The organism is Streptomyces sp. NPDC033131 (assembly GCF_055578365.1).
Window position 1 is genome coordinate 1 of record NZ_JBVIPA010000113.1, and the last position, 2072, is coordinate 2072.

Sequence of the window (2072 nt, forward strand, 5' to 3'; positions counted from 1 at the left end):
ACCGGCACCTGCACCACCTGCCACCGCCCCCTGCCCAGAACATCCACCACCAGCCCAGACCCAAGAGACAGAACAACCTAACGGAGTCCTACTAGAGCCAGGTCCGGTACGCAACCATCCGCGATCTCTCCGAACTGAGCTGAACTGCAACGGAAGGGCATTGACCAGCCGCTCGACGAGGGCAACTGGGAGGTCGTCGGCCCGTCCCCGCTGCCCTAAGTGCCGCGGGAGATGACCCGTCAGGACATGGACGCGGTCGTGGCCGACTTCGCGGCGTCCGCGCGCAGGGCCGCGGAAGCCGGCTTCGACCTGCTCGAAGTGCATGCCGCTCACGGCTATCTGCTGTCCTCTTTCCTTTCCCCCGTCGCGAATCACCGCATGAACGAGTACGGCGGTGCGCTGACGAACCGTCTGCGCTTCCCCCTGGAGGTCTTCGACGCGGTCCGCGCCGCCTTCCCGGCCGACCGCCCGGTGACGGTCCGTATCTCGGCGACCGACTGGTCCCCGGACGGCAACACCGAGCACGACGTGGCCGTGATCGCGGTGGGCGCGATCTCGTCGTACGACGACGTCAACTCGATCCTGCTGGCCGGCCGCGCCGACCTGTGCGCGCTCGGCCGTACCCACCTCTACAACCCGCAGTGGACCCTGCAGGCGGCCGCAGAACAGGAGTACCGCGGCCCGGGCGCCGAGTGGCCGGCTCAGTTCGTGGCCGGCCACCGCAAGCCGCCGACGTCACGCACGGACACGGTCCGCCCGCGCCTGGCGCTGCTGCGCGAGACCCCCCGGGACGCCGTCCACCTGCGGTGGACGCCCAGCCGGACGACCGGATGAGCGGCACGGTCCACCCGTACGGTGTCCACCGCGCCCGCGTGGAGTGGGTGGACACCGACGCCGCGGGGATCTACCACAACACCACCGTCGTGCGCTACGCCGAGGCGGCGGAGGCCGCACTGATGCGGTTCCGCCACCCCCCGTAACCGCTCCGTCTCCATCGAGGTCACCGCCGGACAGCGGCTCTCCACGACCGCTGAACGACGACATGGTGACAAGCCCTTCTGCCTGCCGTCACCGACTGACAAAGCGCCACGAGGTGCCTTTTGGGTGGGGCGAGCAATAATGGAGACACGGGGGCGGACGGACGCGCAGCGCAGCGTCGGCAAGCGGAAGTCCCCGAGCCTTCAGCGGAAACGAGACGGCGATGGAACAGCGACGGACCTCCATCGCCGAACGCCCGGGGCTGCCCGGCCACGTTGTCGACGACGGTGGCTCGGCATGGGCTGTCGTCGATCAGCACGGCATCGTGACGGAATGGAGTGAGGGTGCCCGGCAGCTACTGGGCTACCTGCCGGACGAGATCGTCGGCGCGCCCGCCGCCCACTTGCTCGCTGAAACACTGACCTCGGAGACGCTGCGCGAGATCCAGGCACTGTCGAGGTGGAGTGGCCGGCGGCGGCTGCGGCACCGGGACGGGCACCTGGTGGAGGCTGGTCTGCTCGCCCACCGTCAGACGATGACGGGTACAGGCCCGGACTGGTTTCTGGTCTGTTCCCTGGCCGAGGCCGCCACCCCCCAGGACAAGCCGCTCATGGAGTGGATGCTCAGGCAGTCGCCCAGCTGCGCGATGCTCGTGTTCGACACGCACGGGCGCCTGCGCCATGCCAACAGCTGCGCGGAGAACGCACTGGGCCTCACCGAGACCGAGATGCGCGGTCTGCGGTTCATGGAGGGCGACCCCCACCCGGCTGTCGCACGGTTGGAGCGAGCCGTGCGCCTAGCGCTGGAAAGCGAGGAGCCGCAGCAGGTGGAGACCTACGTGAAGACCCCCGGGGAGAGCCGGGAGCATGCTTGGTCCAGCGCCGTGTACCCGGTGCGGGACGAGAGCGGTGCCATGTGCGGCGTGGGGATGGCGGCCCACGACATAACCGAGCAGTACTGGGCGCGCAAGCGGCTGCAGCTGCTCAACGACGCCACCGTCCGGATCAGCAGCAGCCTCGATGTGGCGCGCACAGCGCAAGCACTGGCCGAGGTGGCGGTGCCGGAGTTCGCCGACTTCGCCACCGTTGATCTGC

Annotated in this window: 2 protein-coding genes and 1 pseudogene; all 3 read left to right on the forward strand. The window is 69.3% G+C overall.

The window, feature by feature from the left end:
- Window positions 1–144 precede the first annotated feature (144 nt).
- Window positions 145–834, forward strand: a pseudogene (locus ACZ5XS_RS45690) (oxidoreductase); the annotation flags it as partial.
- A complete protein-coding gene (locus ACZ5XS_RS45695; protein WP_468661631.1) occupies window positions 831–980 on the forward strand; it encodes a hypothetical protein in 150 nt (49 codons plus the stop codon). The pseudogene ACZ5XS_RS45690 and the gene ACZ5XS_RS45695, both read left to right, overlap by 4 nt.
- Before the next feature lie 221 nt (window positions 981–1201).
- A partial coding sequence (locus ACZ5XS_RS45700; RefSeq protein ID WP_468661632.1) for a PAS domain-containing protein occupies window positions 1202–2072 on the forward strand: 871 nt, incomplete at its 3' end.